The following is a 21,668-nucleotide window of genomic DNA, read 5'->3' as shown; positions in this document are numbered from 1 at the left end:
GATGAAATCTAGGAAATTATTGTTATGCTTGAGGGCAAAAGCTGTAGCCTGTTCATGGTTTTGTCATAAAATGGAGTGTGCGTTGAAATGGAAGCGTCATCCTTATTTAAATCATCCAGCTTTTCAAGCTTGTCTTATTTTGATAGCCTATTAGGTGAAGATTTTACAAAATCCTGAGGTATATTGACAAGTCATAAACATCATAAATGATGGATGAACAGAGGCTGTAAGCCGATGTACAGAAATGGGTGGTGAACAAGAATGTCAGATTTCAATCAGCTCAAAGAGCTTGAGCACACAACATATCCCATATATGAAGGCTATGATTTGGGTCTTACTTATACGCCTGTGGGCAGCAAGTTCAAGGTATGGGCACCGACTGCGCAGCAGGTCCATATAGCGTTGTATAACGATGCGGGGGTGTACGATCAGGAGGGGAACGTTCAGGAGCACAGCGGTGGTCAGGAATTTCTCATGAGCCGTGATGATCAAGGTGTATGGTCTATAGAGCTGGAAGGGGACTGGAACAAATATTATTACATGTACAGGCTGGAGTGGGCGGACAACACCATTCATTATGCTGCCGATCCATATGCCACAGGGGTATCAGCCAACGGGCAGCGTACAGCGATCATTGATTTGGCTCAAACCAACCCGGACGGATGGGAATTGGATGTGGGGCCTACACTTAAGCGGCCGACAGATGCCATTCTCTATGAGCTTCATGTACGTGATTTTTCGATGGATACCCATTTTAATACGGGGAAAAAAGACTTATTTGCTGCTCAGGGACGGTTTGAGGCCTTTACGTATACGGGATTGAAGGATACTGAGGGGAACAGCATCGGGCTGGATCATCTACTGGAGCTGGGCATTACACATGTTCATTTGCTTCCAGTAGCTGATTTTCATACGGTAAATGACTTTGCGGAATTAGATACTGAATATAACTGGGGCTATGATCCGCAGCATTATAATGTGCCGGAGGGGTCTTATTCTTCCAATCCGGCTGATCCGGAGACACGCATACGAGAGCTGAAACTGCTGGTACAGTCTTTGCATACTGCCGGCATCGGTGTCATTATGGACGTTGTGTACAACCATACTTATTCGGTGGAACAGGGGCCATTTGAGCCTGTTGTACCTGGATATTATTACCGTACAGATGAACAAGGGCAGCTCACCAATGGATCAGGGGTAGGTAATGAGGTGGCAACCGAACGTCCGATGGTGCGCAAGTATATCAAGGATTCACTACGCTATTGGGCAGAGGAATATCATATAGACGGCTTTCGATTTGATCTGATGGGTCTGATTGATACCCCAACCGTGGTGCGGCTTACGCAAGAACTTCGCTCTGAAGTGCGTTCGGATCTGCTTATCTATGGTGAGCCTTGGACGGGAGGAGAATCTCCGCAACCCTTGCTTACGCTAAAAGGAACGCAACGGGACAAAGGCTTTGCTGTTTTTAACGACAACTACCGTTCTGCTATTAAGGGGGATAGCGACGGTACTGGGAGCGGGTTTGCCACAGGGGCAGAACATCAGGAGGAACAGGTGCTTAAAGGTGCTTTTGGGGCTATTCATGATTTCACAGCTCAGCCATCGGAGACCGTCAATTATGTAACTGCCCACGATAATCTCAATCTGTGGGATAAAATTTTGACGGTAAGACATTTGCGGGAGCATTGTCGTTTTCCACAATGGGAGCAGGGGAAGCCACAGGATGGGAGGACACCTGAACAAGCTGTTGCCGAAGCAGACCCGTATTGGGAACTGGATGAAAATAACTTGCTAGAGAACGAAACCGTACGCAAGTCCCTGTTAGCTAACGGCATGGTACTCACATCTCAAGGTATTCCTTTTATTCATGCAGGGGATGAACTGCTGCGCTCCAAATGTGGAGACCATAATAGCTACCGAAGCTCAGATGTGGTGAATGCCATCCGTTGGGATAACAAGGCGAGGTTTCGCCCAGTGTTTGATTACTACCAAGGCTTAATTGCTTTGCGACGCAGCCACCCGGCATTCCGAATGGATCATCGTGAGCTGGTGGAGCAGCACATGGAAGTGCTGCAAAGCAGTGGGCATGTGGTGGCTTTTGCTTTGAGGCACCATGCTAACGGTGATGCCTGGAATCATATTGTGGTGATTTATAACGGCTCAGATGCAGAGCAGACGATAGCATTGCCTGCGGAATCGGATCGTTGGCATGTGGTCGTGGACGCACACGGGGCTGGTAATGAGACACGGTATGAAGTCGTAGGCCATCGTGTAACCGTATCACGCTGGTCGATGATGGTGTTATATGATCAGGAAGAACCTGCACGAGTCTCATTTGTGACTGAACAAGATCAGGCTAATCGTCAGGCGGAGAACGAATTGGAAGACTCGGATGAAGGGACAGATCAAGAAATTGCAGGTACAGCCATAGCGTTGACAGATGTCCAGCTTGGAAAAGATAGTGAAGTCGCCCCATTTCGCACGATTGAACTGATCTACGAGCGTGCGGATCGGCAATACACTGGCTGGAACGTATGGGTATGGGGAACGGGGCACCGCGACGGACATGTCGAATTCCGTGATTTGGATGATGGTCGTGCAGTAGCGCGTATTCAGGTGGCTCCTGATATACAGCGAATCGGCTACATTGTCCGGCTTAATCACTGGGATGCCAAGGATGTTGAGGCAGATCGATATATTGATATAGACCCGAACCAGTCTGTGATGCAGGTATTGATTCATAGTGGCAGAGAAGAATATTTGCTACTGGTAAATGATAATCGGGCCGGATAGACTTGTATGCTTGGTCGCTATATACACGAAAGTAGCATTTTTCGATCATTTCGAGAAATGCTACTTTTTTATGCAAACGTGTGTCAGTTTCAGAAAAAAGGGGTAAAATAGAATTATGGACTTGTTTAGTTTTGCCAGCTTGCTGGCTTATATCCTGTAGTACGACTGGTAAACAGGCAAGATTCTTGGAGGAAAATCATTTGTAAGGTAACCTGAAGGAGGTTGTATATCATGAGTTCTAATGGAGGAAGTATTCAACTGACCGCCCAGCCGAGAACAGAGAAGAAGGGTTCGGCTATTCGTGAATTGAGGTTAAAAGGACGGATTCCAGCTGTGGTTTACGGCTCTGAGCTTGAAGGAACCCCTGTACATGTCGATGCCAAGGAATTTAATAAAGTAGTCAGAACCGGACGTTCAGAGGTGTTTAACCTCACTGTAGAGGGTGGAGAAACCATTCCAGTTATTATTAAAGATTATCAACAGCGTGACAACCAATGGTTGCATGCCGATTTTTTGAAAATTGCCAAAAACAAACCGCTTCGCGTGCGTGTTTCTATTGATTACCAGGGTACACCTGTAGGTACAAAAACAGGCGGTATTCTGCAAGTTCAGGAAACGGAAGTAGAAGTCGAAGGTCTTCCGGCTGATTTACCATCTACCATTGAGGTGGATGTATCCGCACTGGATGTTGGCGACAAGCTGAGCGCTAGCGACTTGAAACTCCCTAAAGGAGTAACACTGCACGTCCCTGAAGAAGAACTGCTTGCTTCTATTATCGTTCCGCGTGCAGTTGAAGTGGAAAATGCTGTTGTAGAAGGTGATGTAGCAGCAACCGAAGGTGCTAAAGAGGCTTCCGAAAACAAGGAATCCTAATGTTGTCAGTTGGTATATGAACCTTTTCCAATTGCGAAGTCATCAAAAATGAATTCAAAATCGCTCCCTGTCTGGGGGCGATTTTTTGCATTCATTCATTTATTTACGATTACATACTCTTTCCCTTTAAAATTGTTCTGTTGTAATTTGGAAATTAAAGGGAATGTGGAGTGTTTGTACGATTTTCATTCACTACGTGTTCTGATATGACGATATATAAAGTATGGCATTTACATTTTTATTTTATAAATACCTAATATATATCTAAGGAGCGCGTACACAATCATGGACAGAACGAGTGAATTGTTGTGGCAAAGAAACAAATTGGTGATCATTATTTTTTGGATTATGGCCTTGAGCGGCATCGTCCCGGCATTATCTAATCCCTCGATGTGGGTATCTAATGGTGTAGGATTTGTAGTCGCGGCAGTTTTAACGATCCTGAATATGAAAAAGAAAGGAATCCGCCTTATTCCGTGGATTACTACGTTTTTTAGCGTATTAATGTGTATATTTTTGAACTTATCTAGCGTCGAGGTAGTGACCACCATATTAATTTGCTCTTTGTTTTTGCTGTATCCGTCTTACCGATATTTTCTGGTAGCTATGACCTTAAATCTCTGTAATATTTTTGTGCAAATAACAATCGGTACGCCCCCAGTTCCCCCAGCTACCGGTTCTTTGCGCTATGTGCATGAGTTTATTATTGTTTTACTTATTGGTTTGCTACTGTTAGTGGTATCGGTGTTAAATCAAAAGCAGTTTAAGAAAAGTGAAGAGCAAAATAAAGATATCGATGCTACAAGGCAACGAATTGAATTTCTGTTTGAGCAAGTTAAACAAGCAGTGGCTGGATTGCATAACTTTACAGAACGATTCAGGAATCAAGTGGATGCTACGGGCAGCGTGACGCATGAAGTCGCTATCGGGTTTCAGGAGGTTGCCAAAGGGGTAGAAATGCAAGCTTCGAATATCACCGAGGTTACGGATAACTTGGCCCGATCTAACCGGCACGTGCGAGAGGTAGCTGATCATTCCCGAGAACTGAAGCAGCTTTCCGAAGATACGAAAAATGCCGGGGACAGAGGGAGCAGTCAACTGCTGGCATTAACGTCTCAAATCAAGGATTTGGGTCAGGTCATGAGTCGTACCAAAGAAGAACTGGATGAGTTTAAAGTACAAAGTGATAGCATGTCTGCCATGCTTAAAGATATTACTCAAATCTCAAAACAAACTAATTTGCTGTCCTTGAATGCATCCATTGAGGCCGCCAGAGCGGGAGAACATGGAAAAGGATTTGCCATCGTGGCTGGAGAAGTGCGTAATTTGGCTGAAATGGTAGGGAACACCTCGGTGGCGATGGAAGGTATCTTGACTCAACTGAGAACTCAGATGGATTCTGTCGTAAGTCAATTTGACATGGGACAGCAAAGGCTACAGCAAAGTATGGAATCGGCACATTCGACCGAAATTGTACTGGAGGATATCCTGCAAAATGCCAATAAAGTGCTGCAGCAGGCCGTAGATGTGGAAAACAGTACAAATAGCATGCAGCAATACTCATCTCAGGTTGTTCAAGAAATGACGGAATTTTCAAGTGTAACGGAACAAGCGAGTGCAGCGTCAGAACAAATTTTGGCTGGAGTAGAGGAGCAACGAAATATAACCTCCAATATGGTGACCGGGTTTAGTGAGCTGGAGGCGTTGATTATCCAATTAAAAGAACTGGTACATGATCAGAAGGAGGACAACAGTCCTACCGAAATCAGCAAAAGCAAATAACCGAAATGCTTCATTATCGGACTAGAGATCCGGGGATTATCGCTATCTAGCGGTACTCTCCGGTTTTTTACTGCGTTTGAAGAAGGGAGATGAAGATGGGATTTCTAGAAGCTATAATTAGATGGAAGTTCATGGTATAATTTGTGGCAGTTTAAATGCTTTGTAACTAAGGGGGGATGACCATGATCATAGGAAAGCAAGCACCCAAATTAAAAGTTGGAGACGAGATACGTATTCTTTCGCCGTCCAGAAGCTTGTCGATCGTTTCTGAGGAAAATCGCTTGATTGCCCAGCAACGACTGGAGGAGCTAGGGTTTAAAGTGAGTTTTTCGCAACATGTGCTGGAAAATGATGATTTTACATCTTCCTCGATAGAGTCCAGAGTCGCAGACTTGCACGAAGCTTTTGTCGATCCAAAGGTAAAGGGCATCCTGACTTCAATTGGGGGCTATAATGCCAATCAGCTCCTTACCCATCTTGACTATGAACTGATTGGAGCTCATCCTAAACGATTATGTGGTTATTCGGATATAACAGCGTTAAGCCATGCGATTTATGCAAAAACGGGGCTTATCACGTATGCAGGACCTCATTTTTTGACGTTTGCCATGTTGCGAGGAAATGATTATACGACGGCGTATTTTCAAAGGTTGATGTTGGAAGAGGGCAGCATTCAAATCCAGTCTTCGTCGGAGTGGAGTGACGATACTTGGTATCTAGATCAGGATCAAAGAAGCTTTTACCGCAATGCGGGTCCGTATGCGATTCATGAAGGTGAAGCAACGGGTACGATTGTGGGCGGAAACTTGTGTACCCTGAATTTGTTGCAGGGGACTCCGTATATGCCGAGTCTGGAAGGAAGCATTCTATTTGTTGAGGATGATTACGAAAGCTCTCCCGCTACGTTTGATCGGGATTTGCAATCACTGTTGCACCAGCCTGGATTTGATCAGGTTAAGGGGATCATCATAGGACGATTTCAGCAGGCGTCGCATATGACAGAAGAATTGCTGCGGCAAATCATTAGCTCGAAAAGAGAATTGGCCTCCATTCCAGTGATTGCAGATGCTGATTTTGGTCATACTACGCCGCAGTTTACATATCCGATTGGTGGGAAGGCTAGCATCCATGCCCATAATGGCAGGGTGAGTACTGAAATATGTGAATAATTAACACAACTTATGTAGGCATATCCGTTTTTATTTGGGAGGAACGCAGGTGAACGCCTTGTTGGAAATGCTGATGCAGCTATTTGAGCGCGCAGCGTTGTTACTGATTTGTTTATTTTTTATTACACGTATCCCGCGGTTTAAGGAAACCTTGCAAAAGAACAGCCATTCTCCGGCAGAGCTGGCCATACTAACATTGATTTTTTGCATGTTTGCGCTGTTCGGCACCTACACCGGGATTGAAGTAGAAGGTTCGCTTGTTAACGTTCGAATCATTGCAATTATGGCGGGCGGTATTTTGTTCGGACCATGGGTTGGGATCGTTACAGGTATTGTATCAGGTATCCACCGTTATCTAATTGATATCGGGGGAGTGACCTCGATTCCGTGTCTGATTACGAGTATTTTGGCAGGTGTGGTGTCAGGATACATCGGCCGCCGGGTCAACCGTTCCAAGAGATGGCTAGTCGGTATCGCCGCAGGTATGGTCTGCGAAGCATTGACGATGCTGCTCATTCTGGTGATGGCACAACCCCATAACCTTGGAGTGGACATCGTTTCCAAGATTGGTCTACCGATGATTATCGGAGAAGTCAGTATCGGTTTAATCGTTCTGTTGATCCAGAGTGTGGAGGGGGAAAAGGAGAATATCGCGGCCAGACAGGCCAAGCTGGCGCTAGATATTGCCAATAAGACGTTGCCTTATTTTCGCTCCATTAATGCGGAATCCTTGCATACCATTTGCTCGATCATAAAAGAAGATATCAAGGCAGACGCGGTGGCGATTACGGATACCAGAGATGTGCTGGCCTATGTCGGTTTTGGCGAAGAGCGTTATCACATCGGAGATGAGATCATTAGCGATGTGACTAAAACGACGATCCGTAGCGGTAAAATCACGATCCGCAACCATATTGCAGACGATAAAACACCCCAAATCCAGTCTCTGCTCATTATCCCGTTAGAGGAGCGCGGAGAAGTAACCGGCACGTTGAAGATATATTATCGCAAAGCTTATAAAATCACGTATCCGTTGCAGACGATGGCGATTGGCTTGTCTCAAATCATTTCCACGTTAATGGAAGTGTCGCGTGTGGAGCAAATTAAGGAAGCGGCGAATAAAGCCGAGCTAAAGGCGCTCCAAACGAAAATTAATCCTCATTTTCTGTTTAACGCGCTGAATGCCATTGCCTCTACGACACGCACCAAGCCGGATAAGGCACGAGAGCTGATCATTAATTTATCGGGCTATCTGCGCTATAATTTGGAGCTGAATGATGATTTGATCGAAATTCATAAAGAGCTTCAGCAGGTGTCTGATTACGTGGAAATTGAAAAAGCACGCTTCGGCAACCGACTTCAGGTAGAGTATGTAATGGATGAGGTGTCTGTGCGTATTCCAAGTCTTATTATCCAGCCCCTGGTTGAGAATGCGATAAATCATGGAATTCTCAAGAAAAAAGGATCAGGTACAGTAACCATTTCTGTAAAGGATCGTGGAGAAAAGGTGCGTATTTCTGTGGCAGATACCGGGGTGGGTATACGGGATGATGTTGTGGATAACCTGTATCATGATCGGGTTCCGGCTAAACAGATCGGCTTGTACAATGTGCACAGACGACTCAAGCTTATGTACGGCGAAGGAGTTATTATTCTGAAGCATGAGCCGGGCACCGAAGTTTATTTTGACATACCAAAGGAGAAGTCATGAAGGCCATAATTGTAGAAGACGAACTTCCAGCGCGTGAAGAGCTGGAGTATCTTATTCAGACTCATAGCAACATTGAGGTGACCGATAGTTTCGAGGATGGGCTAGATGTGTTTCGGTTTCTGCAAGATCAGGAGACGGACGCGATCTTTCTGGACATTAACATTCCTTCATTGGACGGGATGCTACTGGCACAGAACATTAGCAAATTTGCCAAAAAGCCCTATATTATTTTTACGACCGCCTATAAAGAACATGCGGCGCAAGCCTTTGAGCTGGAGGCGTTCGATTACATCCTCAAACCATATGATGAAAAAAGGATCGCATCTATGCTGCGTAAGCTGGAAAATGCTTATGAGCAGCAGAACGTTCCAATACAGGAGCCTGTCCAGACGGCGCAACCCCGAGCTGCTGAAGCCAGCACAGTTGCTGCGCCAGGTCGTATTAATCTGCTGAAAAATGACAAAATCATCGTAACGGATGCAAACGATATTTACTATGCGTGTGCGCAGGAAAAGGTGACCCGTGTCTTTACAAGGCACGAAGAATATACGATGCCGATGAGCATTTCGGAATTTCATGCCCGGCTGCCGCAGCAGGACTTTTTCCGCTGTCACCGATCATACACGGTGAATCTATCGCAGATCCGTGAAATTGTACCTTGGTTCAACCATACGTATCTCCTGCGTTTGCGTGGACTAGAAGCAGAGATTCCTGTGAGCCGTAGTAAAGCCAAGGAATTTCGGCAAATTATGCGACTTTAAAGGCATTTCATTCCGCTATATGTGCATTTCATTCCTCAAACGATTTCTGGCTAACATGCAGGGTTATAATAATCGATGTAGAGAGAATCCTTACAGACTTGCTCCTCCACAGGCGCAAAGCGTACTGGATTCCCGGTTATCATGATAACAAACTGACGCTGTAGAGCCGGAATGAAAAGAGGAGATTTATATGAAAACAAACAGCGGAAATCGTTGGCTTGTCGTGCTTGGAACGATAATTGTCCAGATGGGATTAGGAACCATTTACACATGGAGTTTATTTAATCAACCGTTGGTGGACCGCTTTGGCTGGAATCTCAGTTCGGTTGCCATTACATTTTCAATTACCAGTTTTGCACTGGCGTTTGCTACGTTATTCGCAGGCAAACTACAGGATAAATGGGGACTACGTCGTTTGATTTTGTGTGCAGGTGTCGTCTTAGGAGCCGGTCTCATGCTCAGTTCGCAGGTAACATCGCTGTCCCTGCTTTACATTTTGGCGGGTATTGTCGTAGGTTTTGCGGATGGAACGGCATATATTACATCACTGTCGAATCTGATTAAATGGTTTCCTGAGAAAAAAGGACTTATTTCCGGTATTTCGGTTGGGGCATATGGAACAGGCAGTCTTATATTCAAGTATATTAATGGTTCGTTGATTCAGTCCGTTGGCGTATCACAAGCGTTTTTATATTGGGGAATGATCGTGCTGATCATGATTGTGGGTGGTTCTTTCCTGGTAAGAGAAGCTGTAGTCGTGAACAAGCCTTCGGTACAAAATGGGGTTGTACAGCGGGACTACACCGTTAAAGAAATGCTGCGCACCAAGCAGGCATACCTGCTGTTCGTAATGTTCTTTACCGCTTGTATGAGTGGTCTATACCTGATTGGAGTAGTCAAGGATATCGGCGTACGGATGGCTGGTCTAGATGTAGCAACAGCCGCTAATGCGGTCGCTATGGTCGCTATTTTCAACACGGCGGGTCGGATCATTTTAGGTGCGCTATCGGATAAAGTAGGTCGTCTGAAAGTAGTAGCGGGTGCGTTGCTGACAACGGCGGTCGCAGTCACAGTGCTGAGTCTGGTACCGCTGAATTATGGTTTATTCTTTGCCTGTGTAGCAGGAATTGCTTTTTGCTTCGGCGGCAACATTACAGTCTTTCCTGCCATTGTAGCTGATTTCTTCGGTCTGAAAAATCAAAGCAAAAACTATGGTATTGTGTATCAAGGCTTTGGCCTCGGTGCGCTGGCGGGGTCATTTATTGCAGCCTTGCTCGGTGGATTCATCCCGACCTTTACCACGATTGCTGTGCTGTGTGTCGTATCGTTCCTAATTGCCCTCACCATTCGCACTCCAGAACAAGGCAAAGGCAAACTGCGCAGTGAACGGAAGAAAAATACGAACAGTGTGCGCAGCATGAAGCCCGGAACGAAACTGGGTTAAACGATTTGAGAAAAAAGAACCAGATGAATGCCAAAAGACCTGTCATCATTTCTCTAAGGGAGATTATGGCAGGTTATTTGTTTTTCCAATAATCTATTTTACGGTATAATAAAAAGATGTGTAATAAGCCGATATATACAAAAGACATAAGCTAAGAACCTGACAGGAGGACGAGTCATGATCGTGGATACAAGCGGGAATCTGCTTGCCCGCAATACGAAGCTGCGAAATACATATCAAATTCGAAGCGCCTTGTCCCGCAGTGAGCTGGCCATCGTGTATACGGCAAGGCTGTTGGATAACCGAGAAAAGGTCATTGTGAAGGAATTTTTTCCGAATGCACTGGCTTTGCGGGGGATGGATCGAAAAACGGTCACTTGCGGTGCTTCTATGCAATCCAAATACGTGGAGTTTATGCATTATTTTTTGCGTGAAGGGCAAATGTTGAAGGAGTTAAGTCATCCGGGAATTGTCGGTTATATAGATCACTTTGAGGAAAATGGAACTGCCTATCTGGTCATGGAATACTGTGCAGGCAAGACACTGGATCGAATGATGAAAGAAGAGGCTGTGCCAACGTATGATCCCACTTTTTTGTACCATACGCTGCTACCTTTAATTGATGCCATGGAGTACATTCATGACAAAGGAATTATTCATCGGGATATTAAGCCGGGCAACATTATGATTGGGGAAAATGGCAACATCAAGCTGATTGATTTTGGTTCGGCTGTGCATTTTGAAGGCAAAGAGCATCCGATCTTCACCACGGCGGGCTATTCTCCACTGGAATTTTACTCTAATCGTTCGCAGCAGGGACCTGTATCGGATATCTATAGTTTGGCCGCCACGCTGTATTATTGCCGAAAAGGAACACCTCCGCCAGATGTGCCAGGCCGATTGTTTGCAGATCATTCCGAGCGGATTCAGATTGAAAATGCGGGACTTTCTCTGCTGCCGTATGTCATTCGGCGTGGTCTGGAGGTACAGGCTAACAAGCGTTGCCGCTCACTTCGATGGTTTAAAGCCGCACTACGTGCGGAATATTGGATAAAAAAAGGGAAGCGCCCTACTCTTACGGTTCGTTAATCGTAAGAGACGGTGCTTCTCTTTTTTTACGTTGTGACGGACATTATCCTGTCGGAGCTTGGATATGGTCGGTGTACACTGAAGTATTCGGTTTAATCGCTTTGTATCGCAGCTCGATTTCAGTCACACCATCCTCGAATGTAATGTACAGTTTGTCGCTGTACTCCATGACCGCTTTTTTGTTGCGGGCTAATCTGATCTTTCCATGCTGTAAGGCACAGCGTGTATCATGTTTCACGATTAGGCTCCCTTTTTTTCCTGCGGAAAATAGAATCCGTTCCGCTTCTGGCAACGGTTCGTGAACGTCAAGCGTACGGAACAACTCCTGTAAGCTGACCTTACGACCCGGAAAGGAGGTGAGCGGCCAAGATTTTACCGGAATCTCCTGTCCACTTGCTGTAGCGAGAAAATATCCTTCGATTCTTCCGGCAAACTGCGGCTTCGGCCGCAAGAACCAATACAGAAAAGCGGCTACCACGACACTGATGGCTACCGTCCATTTAATGGCTGTATACCGGGATTGTACGGAAACGGTTAGTGTAGCGCTGCTGGATGCGCCTTCCGGATCGGTAGCGGTAATCTTTAGCTGAGTGTCACCTGTGTGGAGCTCGGATAGCAGCAGATCATTACCGTTAATCTCAGCATGGACCGCATCCCCAGAGGCTTCTGAATCCAGCTTATAGTTCAGCTTGTCATGATTCGGGTCAATGATAAAATCCGATAAACTTCGACGGGAATCGCCGTCTTCTTTTACCAGGCGAATCGTCAGGTCTTTCAAGACTTGTGGCGCTGCATTGGCCGCGTGAACTTTATGTACAGTTCCCTTACGGTACCATTGCGGACTATCCAGGGATAGCTGCCATGTATAATCCCCGGTTTGAGGGAACGCATATTCGGTATGGAAGGCTCCTGACTTATAGGTCATAGGCACCTTTTTGGCTGTGCCCCCCTTTGGAGTAACTATAATATGGGCTTGGAGAGACGTATATACGGCTTCATCCGTAAGCTTTTGACTGTCGGGTAACAGGAGCTGAGCTTGAAACGGTGTGGCTTGACCTTTCAGCAACTGCACAGGCTTGTCGCCATGAGTTGCCGTTGCTTGCTTTCCTCCCATGGTAGCTTCGGCTTCCAGTCGATAGCTGCCAAGTAAATTAATTTTTACCAAATCCCCGCGTATGCCCCGTAGTTTCAACTTCACTTTACCTGCCTGTGGATGCTCGATTTTTAAAATCGCATATCGGCTCGACTTGTACCTGCGGACATTTTCTGAATTGGAATATAGCTGTGTTTCCAGAAGGGGATGCTCCGACAAAAGCACCAGATTGGCTTCCTCCATACTAGAATCAGGTAGAGTTACAGTTAATTCTTGCATCTCGCCAGTGGTCGTAATTGCAGCAATTGGAACGAGCTTGGAGCGAATTTGACTGGCGAAAATACGGTTCAGAATTTCCGGCAGATCCTCGGCACTACTCGTAATAAAAGAAGCTCCACCCGTTTGAGAAGCGATCCGTTCGAGTTCTTGTCGGTTCACTGTGCCATCATGGTTCAGACCAATCGTGTACACCGGATATCCCTTGGTCTGTGCAGATTTGATGACAGAGGACACATCGTTATTGGAGTCACCTTTAGATCGGGAACCAGAGGAGGCACCAAAATCAGTCTCTCCATCTGACAATAGAATCATAAAAGGCTGACGCCCTTGGGATGCTCCTGCCGCTAGTAGCTCCGAGCCTTTGCGCAACCCAAGTCCCAAATCCGTATAACCGGAACGGTTTAGCATTCTGATTTCCTGCTGGATCTGGGATTTTTGCGCTGCCACGGCAATCGAGGTCAGTGGTTTTGAGGCGACCACATGGTGATTGTAGGCAACAAATCCGACGCGCGTACGGTCTGCATCACTCAAATCCATAAACATATTGATGACTTCGGCAGCAATGCCCTCAGGGTCAGTATCCCTCATGGAATAACTGGTATCCAATACAAAAACGGCATCATAACCCTCGATCGGAACAGCACCTAAAGATGCTGCATTAGCCTGATTTACAGTGCAAATGACCCCATTTAAGCCCATTTGTAAAAATAGTACAAAAGTCATGAAAACAATAATCCCTAGTTTCCTTATTCTGAACATAAGCTCCTCCATCGTCGAGACCAACATGGGGGGATCAACTCTCCTAATCCTTGGGATATAAGGGATAAAGGATCAAAACAGCTGATAAACCTCACATTAGCCATGAATTTGATTCTTTTACGCTTATCAGAAATATCCAATGGACTTCTATCGGTAATTGGGTTCCATTTGTGAATATTTCCCTGAAGAAACAGGTCTAACATATCATGAAAATTACGTATTCACGCATAAAATGAGTCAAAATGCCCTGTTTCAATCTGAGACTACAGAAATTGACAAAACTGAAGGGTACTTTGTATGATAGCTCTCGTATCAACGGCAAAAATTGGGATTGAAGTTAGGAATACGAAATCATAAATTTAAAATTTCTGTGTTATCTGACTTTTTAATTTGAAAAACATCTCATTTGTATGCTTTGCCGTTAAAAGCCGAATAACGCTTCGGACCGATTTTCGAGGTTACATGCCTGTACCGTAAATGTGGTATAAGCTCAATCTTTTGACGAATTTAAATGTTAAGTAGGGGGGAGGAGGCAAAAGAACTAAAAATGAGTATTCGTCCGTTTCAAATTGGACATCCCATGTCCGTATATGGAGCAATGGACCTATAACTCATACTTTATTCATTTGCCGACAGCGATGGAAATCATTTATCAAACCAACCGGACAATGCTTTTTGAAGAGATTAACCCGGAAAAGCTGGACCTGATCACCATTGTAGGTGATGTGAAGGGTATTGACAGCTTGAGCGATGAAAAGATCAAGGAAATTAATCAGCACCTTCTGGTGCGCAGCTTTGACGAATTTTTGGATAAGTTTTCACCAACCGTGTATTCGTTTTTTAACGCGGCCAATCAAAAAGTCGTCTACACCCTTAAAAAGCCAGAAGGAATTGATGAGGATAGCATTTCTGAAATTCGTGTAAATCAAAGTAATGATTTTCTGAAAATGTTGTTTACGCTCATTGATACCAAGCGCAGTCAAGGAATCACCAATGTAGATTTCAAATTTGAAAATCTGCTGGATATGATTTCACCGAAAAAGGTCATGGATGATATTCGTCAAGTCCGCAAAGAGATTCACTATATGTACGGTGAATACGACAAGCTGGATGATGGCGATCCGAAGAAACTCGACATGGGTGACAAGCTGAATGGAATGTTCGAGGAAGCGAGTCAGAACTATAACAACGTTATGGCTATGCTCCCATTGGCAATTGAGGACATCAAAACCCGCCTTCTGCTCGGTGGCGCCCAAGAGGAAAACTCCGGTGAGCTGATCAAGGTGGGTATGCTCTCCATTGGGGAAAGCGGCGAACTGAAAATTATTGAAGCGCCGAAGAGCGACAGCACTGAGCTGATGCTGTTGGATGAGAACAGCACTGGCGATCTCTCCCAAGTATTCGAAGAGGATTATAACTCCATCACAGATACGCCTTCTGACTATGTGAAGGATTTGGTGGTTCGCACATTTGTGCCACTGCCAGCTGTTCAGACCAAGGTGGATACAGCGGTTGAAGTTCAAAACTACAACACGTATCTGGAGTTCTATAAAAATGCCAAGGACGATTTCGTAAAGGCGGTTAAGCCGCTTGTGGAGAAAATCCTCGGTGTCAAAATGTTCTTCGATCAATATGCAACAAAGAGCAAAGGCATGCTGCCGACAATGCTGGTGGCGAACAACAAGCTGGACATGCTGGTGAAAAGCAGCAATATCCCGCGCTTGGAAACGTACCTGAACACTGTGAATGCTAAGAATGAATTCAGCGACACGATCTGGTTCGGTATCGTTCCATCCGTCGAGCTGGAAGCAGCCGGTAAGGTAAAGGTTTCACGTGAACGCTTCAAGGGTAACGAGAAGGTCGTTAAGCAGGGCGGAAATTCTATGGAATCGCTCTCGATGCTGCTGCAAGTCGTGAAGGATTACAAAATTCAAATGTTCTTTAACTTTGAATCCGGTGAAGAAACGACTTTCAACAGTATGGCGACAGCAGGCATCGATAAATATGTCGATAAATGCGCCAGTCTCGTTCGCAGAGAATATAGCGAATTTGCCATTCCTTGTGTACCGAACTTTACGATTATTCCGAAGGATAAATCGGGTGTCATTATCGACAGCAAAATGCTACAGACCGAAGACGGTGTACAGCTCTCTAAGGAGAAAGAGGATATTCTCAAGCTGTGGATCGAGGGCGTTTATGTGGGTGCAGCCTATGTTGCCGCCGGCTTGGTCGCTTCCTATCAGTGTCCTGAATACCTGCGTGAGACGTTCAAAACGGTCAATAAGAACTTCCCTGGCGTACGCTTCGACATTGAAGCGGGAGACAACAGTCTGCGCACGGTGACGACGATGGCCAAGGAAATCACCGGTTTCACCAACACGATCAAGGATGCCATCAACCGTAAAAACTTCGGCTTTGTATTCTCGTCGGAGAATGCCCAGATTCAGGATAAGGATATCCGCCGGATTACCGTCTACAAGGCGAGAAGCATGGCGATGTCCGAGGACGGTTTTGACTCCATCTACAAGACGCTGGTCAGCACGTACATTGAACGTATTTTGCGCTACCAGACAGGGGACTTCAAACACGAAAATATCGTCCGCTTCTTCAGTAACAATCCGAGCAGTCAGAAGAGCAAGTGGCTGAGCAGCAGAGGATCTGTTAACTCGATCATTCAGGACGGAGACGATATGAGCTTCATTATTGATGAGAAAAGCAATATGTGCCATATCGATCTGGTCTTCAACGGTAATGTGAAAAACCTGGAAGTCATGATCACTAAGGGAACCAGCTCGGTCAAATCATGATCCGAGCACTACGAAAGATGTTAGAGGCGTTTCTATCCAGAACCGCCTTTATACATAAATCGCGGAGAAGCTCTGCATCTCCCGCCATCATATTACCTAATTTCAAGGAGGCAACACACATGGGATTCAGATTGAAAGTAGAAGGACAAGAAACAATCGAGCTGGGCTTGGATAACATCCAAACGGTTATTTATGACACCGATACACCGGACGATTCCAATGCACGCTCCACTGACGTAGGCTCCACGCTGCGCATCAGCGGCAAAATCATCACAGCAGTAGACGGTGACAGCGCGGATGACACGCTGAAACTGGCTCTGTGGTCTCTGGTTCCTGCTGAAAAAGCAGACAGCTACCGTAAAGTAACACTGGAAGTTATCGCAGCTGATCAAGTTGTGCGTAAAATCCACTTCCCGAATGCTTTCGTTGTAGACTACAACGAGCACTTCGGCGACACAGAAGGTGTAGGTGCATTTACACTCTACATCAAACAAAAGAAAGACAAAACCGAGCTGGCTACAATCGACGGCGGATATCCGGTTTAAGCTTAACGTCTTCACGTTAAGTGCAGCTTAAACACACACTCACCCGGCACACAAGTGCAGGGTGGATAAATATTAAGAGGCCTACGGGTCTCTTAATATTTATTTTTTTCGGAGAGGGGAACATCACACAATGACCAACTACTATGAGCTGCTCGGTGTCAGCCGGGATGCTTCGGAGGCAGAGATTAAGCAGGCTTACCGTAAACTGGCCAAAAAGTATCATCCTGATACCAACCAGGGAAGCGAGGAAGCAACGCGCAAGTTCAAGCTAATTCACGAGGCTTACAATACCTTGCGTGACGAAGCATTGCGGCAGGCATACGATGCCGAGCTCATCCGAAAAACTGAGGGAGCTGGCGGGGAACAGCGAGAGAGAGGCAGAGGGGCTGCATCCTCCGGCGGTGCGCGTACGGCAGCCAAAGGATTCAATCCGGCTGATATAGGAACTGATTTTGAGCAATTTTTTGGTTTTCATCCGAAAACGAAGGAGGGCTCACCAGGGAAAAAAACGAAAAAAACCGGTGATCCGACGGATACCTCAGCGATGTTTAACCAATTTTTCGGTATTCGTAAAAAGTGATGATTTTAGGATAGAAATGGGGGAAGCAAGCAGTGAAAACGGCGCAGAACAGATGGGTTTTCATCATAGATGTTGCCATGTTCGGGCTGATGCTGGCGATCGCCTTTTATGTGTTTAATCGTACAGGCTACAGCGGTTTGAAAACCGTGGTCGCGATAGGTATTGGAATCGGCGTGCTTGTATACATATTGCGCAATCTGGTGTCCGTTGTACCCGTGGCCAAGCCAAAGGCACAACGTCAGCGGATTGCCAAGCTGGTGTTGATTGATGAAGAGGGCGAGTCCATTAAAGAATGGTATATCGAAGGCGAAACGTCGCTCTTAATCGGTAAAACAACGTCACGTTCAGAGGCGGATATTGATTTGGTAGGTACAGACTATGCCTCCCTGGTAAGTGTGGAGCATGCGGTACTCAACCGGGTGAACAGCGACTGGTTTGTGGAGGATGTGGATTCCGGTAATGGTACAGGCTTGCGGTCTGCCAACGAAAGTGTAACCAAGAAGTTGGAAAGCGGTGAGCCATACCGGATTTACTCAGGTGACTTATTATATATTGCCAATACGAGACTGCTCGTTAAATAGATGAGGATGCTGCAAAATCCTTAGATCGCTGAAAAGACAATCATGACAATGGGGGAAGGAACCGACTATGAGTTTGACAAGATGCCCGAACGGACACATGTTCAGTACACGAAAGCACGGAAATACGTGTCCATATTGCAACACGGTAGTAAATGTAGCTGCACCCAAGAGCGTAGAGCCAGCAGCAGCGAAAACAAACGTCGCAGGAGATAACGACAAAACAATGCCTTATTTGGGTGAGACAGTAGGCATTCATCCAGTAACTGGATGGCTGGTATGCATCGAAGGAGCACAGGTGGGTCAAGATTATCGCATTATGGCGGAGAAAAACTTTATCGGGCGCGCAGAGGAAATGCATGTCCGCATTATCGGGGACAACACGATTTCCCGTAGAAATCATGCGGTCATTGTGTATGATCCGAAGAAACGTAACTTTTACTTGCTGCCAGGCGATTCATCAGGTTTGGCGTACCACAATAACGAAGCGGTATATTCACCAGCAGAGCTGGCTGCCTATGACGTGATTCAGCTGGGACACAGCAAATTTATCTTTATCCCGCTGTGTGGCGCCCATTTTGAGTGGGATAACGAAAACTAGGACGGAATTGGGCAATGGTGCAGGGAGGTAACGATATGCAGCCTTATTTTGTTGTAAGTGGAGCTGCGGTACTATTCGCTGTTCTGCTCATGATCCGTATACGACTGACGCGAATTTCCGGCAGCCGTACCGTGAGTGGAATTGAGATCGGAAATGGTCAAACGATCGGGAGCCGGAGCGAGCAGGATGATTATTTCTCCAGTATGACGACACCTGTCGGTACGCTGGCTGTTGTCGCAGACGGTATTAGCGGACTGGCCAATGGACGTATGTCCAGTACCTTGGCTGTGACGACTTTTACGAAGGCGTTTGCCAAGCTGGAAGATGCAACGAATTTGAACGGATATTTTGCAGAGGCGGCAACTCAAAGCAATCGCGGCATTTTGCAAAATTTGAATGGACAGGGCGGAGGAACGACGCTGGCTGCGGTCATTGTGTGCGGTTATCAGCTGTATTACGGAGCGGTGGGCGACAGCCTGATTACGATTTACCGTAATGGTCATTTCCAAACAGTCAATTCCAAGCATACAGCGGAAACACTGCTGGAGGAACGAGTGCTTGCTGGACAAATGACCTCGGAGGAAGCCAAAACGAGTCCAGTGCGCAATCAACTGGTCAACTACTTGGGCTATGAGGGCTTTGAGAGCATGGAGCTGGGTAGTGCACCGATTCGTCTGTATTCGGGCGATCATGTGCTGCTGTGCAGCGATGGCATTCAGGAGGCGCTGACGGAGATTGAACTGGAAGAGATTATGCGCAAGGGTGGAACACCACAGGAAACAGCGGATGCCATGATCGACGCCATTAATGATAAGGGCTTTAAAAGTCAGGATAATGCAACAGTACTTATTTTGGCAATAGGATGAAACAAGAAAGACGGGGGTAGCGATGCGCAAGGACAACAGCGATTTTAGTACCGCCTTTGTGTCGGAAGCGGGCTCTTACATAGACAACCGGGACTATTTTGCATTCATGGAGACGGACGACATGGCCTGTTATGTCCTCGCAGACGGTCTGGATTCGGATCAGGAGCTGCGCAGCGCAGAAATGGTTGTCAAAACGGTGCTGGAAAACTTCATGGAGAAGCCTTCCATGTCCAAACGGCGCTTGATGAGAGATCTTCGTGAAGCGCAGGAATGGCTGCAATTTGAAAGCCGTCGTGTTCGGCTCAAAGCTAGTCTGCTGATGGTAGTGACCAACTACAACAAAATGGTGTATGTTTCGTGCGGTAATGTGCGACTATATCATTTTCGCAATGGAAGGCTTAATTTTCGCAGTAAGGATCATAGCCTGGCTCAGTCATTGGCAGATGATGGACGCATTCCAGACGAAGCGACCAGCACACATGAGGAACGAGGCAATCTGCTGGAATACTTGGGAAATCCCAATGGAGTTCATGCCCATTACGCCAAAAAGACGCAGCTTGCAGATGGAGATGTAATCCTGCTCGCTACGTCAGGGATGTGGGAGGACGTCGAGCTGGCGGAAATGCTGGGGACGCTGGAGGAAGCGAAGGACCCGGTCATGCTGACGGACACATTGGAAGAGGTTCTGCTAAGCAAACAGCACCGGACGGTGAATAATTACACGGCAGCGGCCATTTATGTAAATAAAGTTTTTCAGGAAAAGCCTAAAAACCGTCGTAAGCTGATCAAACGGATTTTGATTGCGTTGCTTGTCTTTATTGTTGTGGGCGGGGGAGCATGGATTACGCTGGCTCGTATGGCTGCGAATAAGGCAGCTGCGCTGGAAACGATGATCGAATCAGCCCAAGCCGCAGACGATTATGCAAGGACAGGAGATTATGCGAAGGCGCTTAAGTCTTACAGCGAAGCGAAAAACGCGGCGGTTAAAATTAACGATAAGATTCACAAGCGACTGTATACTGCAGAGCAGAAACTGTCTCAATTAATGGTTGATGGTGACGGCTATGTGGAAAAGGCGGACTTCACCAAAGCAGAAGCCAGCTACGCTAAAGCACGGAAAAGTGCCGGGCTATATCCACCATTTAATGTGAAGGATATTGAGCATAAAATCGACCAATTGGACAGCTATGCTGAGACGGCGAGCTGGATGAAGGACGGAGATTTGAAATTTCAGGGTGGCGATTACACGAATGCGCTTAAGCTGTACAAGAAAGCAAACAAGGCTGCGATGGAATCCGGATATACGTCCGCGCAAAAAGAACTGGAGAAGAAAATTACCGAGACCAACGATAAATTGACAGCTATTCAGCAGCAACTCAAGGAGATTCAAGCTGGCAAACTTCAGGCCAAAGGGGATCGGATGATGAAGGATCTCGATTATGAAGGAGCCATTGATGCCTATAGCGGGGCACAGGAAATTTATCAGGAGATCGATAAGCTCGAAAGTGTTCTGGCATTGGAGCGGAGCATAGCCAAGGCGGAAGAAAAGCAGAGCGCGGAGCAGCAGAAAAACGGTCAGCTTCCTGCTGGATTGGGATTGTCTGACGGAGCGTTGAACGACACGGACGCAGGGGACACAGCGGGTGGAGCTTCATCTTCCGCTGCTGCAATCCCTGCTGCAGAATCGCAAACGAAGGCTGCGCCAACGGCTTCAGCGGGAACTACACCTGCGAAGAAGGAAGCCTCTTCGGCTGCAAAGAGCATGGGCACAGGCGATGGAACTGCCCCTTCGGCCAAGGTGGATACCAACAAAGAGCAAGGAACTGCTGATTCTGCTTCTAAAGCAGCAGGGGCGTCTGATTCAGAGAACCAAGATCGGGCTGCTGCGAACGGAAGTTAAGTTTTTCATGTTCAATGAAGCTGGAGCCGGAAAGG

The 21,668-nt window shown here is 46.4% G+C and carries 16 protein-coding genes; 15 read left to right on the top strand and 1 reads right to left on the bottom strand.

The features are described from left to right. The first annotated feature begins 261 nt into the window (after nt 1–261). The 8 genes from pulA (at nt 262) to NLX82_RS06190 (ending at nt 11,625) form a co-directional block, all read left to right on the top strand. Nucleotides 262–2,796 (top strand): type I pullulanase, encoded by a 2,535-nt coding sequence (pulA, locus tag NLX82_RS06225; RefSeq protein WP_068942009.1) that lies wholly within the window; start codon nt 262–264, stop codon nt 2,794–2,796. 231 nt (nt 2,797–3,027) lie between these two features. Next, entirely contained in the window at nt 3,028–3,669 is a 642-nt protein-coding gene (locus NLX82_RS06220; protein WP_068942011.1) for a 50S ribosomal protein L25, read from the top strand. 285 nt (nt 3,670–3,954) lie between these two features. Then, nucleotides 3,955–5,451 carry a methyl-accepting chemotaxis protein gene (locus tag NLX82_RS06215; RefSeq protein ID WP_254347624.1) on the top strand — a complete coding sequence of 499 codons (1,497 nt, stop codon included), beginning with the start codon at nt 3,955–3,957 and terminating at the stop codon, nt 5,449–5,451. 182 nt (nt 5,452–5,633) lie between these two features. Next, on the top strand, nt 5,634–6,620 hold the full coding sequence (locus NLX82_RS06210; RefSeq protein WP_023989866.1) for a S66 family peptidase: 987 nt from the start codon (nt 5,634–5,636) through the stop codon (nt 6,618–6,620). Nucleotides 6,621–6,669: 49 nt separating this feature from the next. Continuing rightward, nucleotides 6,670–8,331, top strand: coding sequence for a sensor histidine kinase (locus NLX82_RS06205; RefSeq protein WP_175405291.1), 1,662 nt, complete (start codon nt 6,670–6,672; stop codon nt 8,329–8,331). Next, nucleotides 8,328–9,092, top strand: coding sequence for a LytR/AlgR family response regulator transcription factor (locus NLX82_RS06200; RefSeq protein ID WP_013311480.1), 765 nt, complete (start codon nt 8,328–8,330; stop codon nt 9,090–9,092). The genes NLX82_RS06205 and NLX82_RS06200 overlap by 4 nt, the downstream gene beginning before the upstream one ends. A 190-nt stretch (nt 9,093–9,282) precedes the next feature. Then, entirely contained in the window at nt 9,283–10,536 is a 1,254-nt protein-coding gene (locus tag NLX82_RS06195; protein WP_023989863.1) for an L-lactate MFS transporter, read from the top strand. A 177-nt stretch (nt 10,537–10,713) separates the two neighbouring features. After that, nucleotides 10,714–11,625: a serine/threonine protein kinase gene (locus tag NLX82_RS06190; protein WP_013311478.1), complete on the top strand. Its 912-nt coding sequence runs from the start codon at nt 10,714–10,716 to the stop codon at nt 11,623–11,625. A gap of 43 nt (nt 11,626–11,668) precedes the next feature. On the opposite strand, the gene NLX82_RS06185 is transcribed toward NLX82_RS06190, so the two are convergent. After that, nucleotides 11,669–13,756, bottom strand: a complete 2,088-nt coding sequence (locus NLX82_RS06185; RefSeq protein WP_226887749.1) for a VWA domain-containing protein — start codon at nt 13,754–13,756, stop codon at nt 11,669–11,671. Nucleotides 13,757–14,394: 638 nt separating this feature from the next. Between NLX82_RS06185 and NLX82_RS06180 the strand changes: the two genes are divergently transcribed. From NLX82_RS06180 to NLX82_RS06150, 7 genes are all read left to right on the top strand, one after another. After that, entirely contained in the window at nt 14,395–16,563 is a 2,169-nt protein-coding gene (locus tag NLX82_RS06180) for a transcriptional regulator (protein WP_254347645.1), read from the top strand. 119 nt (nt 16,564–16,682) lie between these two features. Beyond that, nucleotides 16,683–17,108, top strand: coding sequence for a hypothetical protein (locus NLX82_RS06175; RefSeq protein ID WP_013311475.1), 426 nt, complete (start codon nt 16,683–16,685; stop codon nt 17,106–17,108). Between the two features lie 130 nt (nt 17,109–17,238). Further along, entirely contained in the window at nt 17,239–17,688 is a 450-nt protein-coding gene (locus tag NLX82_RS06170) for a J domain-containing protein (protein ID WP_023989859.1), read from the top strand. 32 nt (nt 17,689–17,720) lie between these two features. Next, nucleotides 17,721–18,269: an FHA domain-containing protein gene (locus NLX82_RS06165; RefSeq protein WP_023989858.1), complete on the top strand. Its 549-nt coding sequence runs from the start codon at nt 17,721–17,723 to the stop codon at nt 18,267–18,269. 67 nt (nt 18,270–18,336) lie between these two features. Further along, the gene (locus NLX82_RS06160) at nt 18,337–18,867 is read left to right on the top strand and encodes an FHA domain-containing protein (protein WP_023989857.1); all 531 of its coding nucleotides are present in this window, start codon (nt 18,337–18,339) and stop codon (nt 18,865–18,867) included. 35 nt (nt 18,868–18,902) lie between these two features. After that, on the top strand, nt 18,903–19,733 hold the full coding sequence (locus NLX82_RS06155; RefSeq protein ID WP_023989856.1) for a PP2C family protein-serine/threonine phosphatase: 831 nt from the start codon (nt 18,903–18,905) through the stop codon (nt 19,731–19,733). Nucleotides 19,734–19,755: 22 nt separating this feature from the next. Next, nucleotides 19,756–21,633 (top strand): serine/threonine protein phosphatase, encoded by a 1,878-nt coding sequence (locus tag NLX82_RS06150; protein ID WP_254347623.1) that lies wholly within the window; start codon nt 19,756–19,758, stop codon nt 21,631–21,633. The last annotated feature ends 35 nt before the right edge of the window (nt 21,634–21,668 follow it).

Source organism: Paenibacillus sp. A3M_27_13 (assembly GCF_024213315.1).
In the GTDB taxonomy this organism is placed as follows: Bacteria; Bacillota; Bacilli; order Paenibacillales; family Paenibacillaceae; genus Paenibacillus; species Paenibacillus polymyxa_B.
The sequence above is the reverse complement of the archived record's forward strand: the minus strand, read 5'-3'. Positions and strand labels throughout refer to the sequence as shown.